Origin of the sequence: Micromonospora sp. DT4 (assembly GCF_049841675.1) — a bacterium.
In the GTDB taxonomy this organism is placed as follows: Bacteria; Actinomycetota; Actinomycetes; order Mycobacteriales; family Micromonosporaceae; genus Micromonospora.
Genome location: NZ_JBNCKT010000167.1, coordinates 1 through 324, shown reverse-complemented (window position 1 = coordinate 324; position 324 = coordinate 1). Strand labels below are relative to the sequence as shown.

Genomic DNA, 324 nt, shown 5'->3' with positions numbered 1-324 from the left:
GCGCATCGGCCCGGTGTACACGCCGCCAGCCCAGCGCGGGCGTGGATGGGCCAGCAACGCGGTCGCCGAGGTTTCCCGGCGGATCCAGGCCGACGGTGCACGGGTGTGCCTGTTCACTGACCAAGCAAACCCGACCTCGAACAAAATCTACACCGCTCTCGGCTACCAGCCCGTGGTAGATATGGCCAACCTCATCATCGTCCGTTGACGGGAATGGCGCGCATGGCGGAGGAGGTTAAGGCGGACCCAGGGCTATTGCGTAGTGGTGTTGACCCTGGTCGCGGTCGGTATTTCGGTGGTCACGGCGGTGATGAGGTCGTGGGG

General features: G+C 64.8%; 1 protein-coding gene. It reads left to right on the top strand.

Annotated features, from left to right (window positions below; all coding sequences use genetic code 11):
• Positions 1-208: GNAT family N-acetyltransferase (locus tag ACLQ24_RS27395; protein WP_425894626.1), on the top strand; the 208-nt coding region annotated here is incomplete at its 5' end.
• Between the last annotated feature and the right edge of the window lie 116 nt (positions 209-324).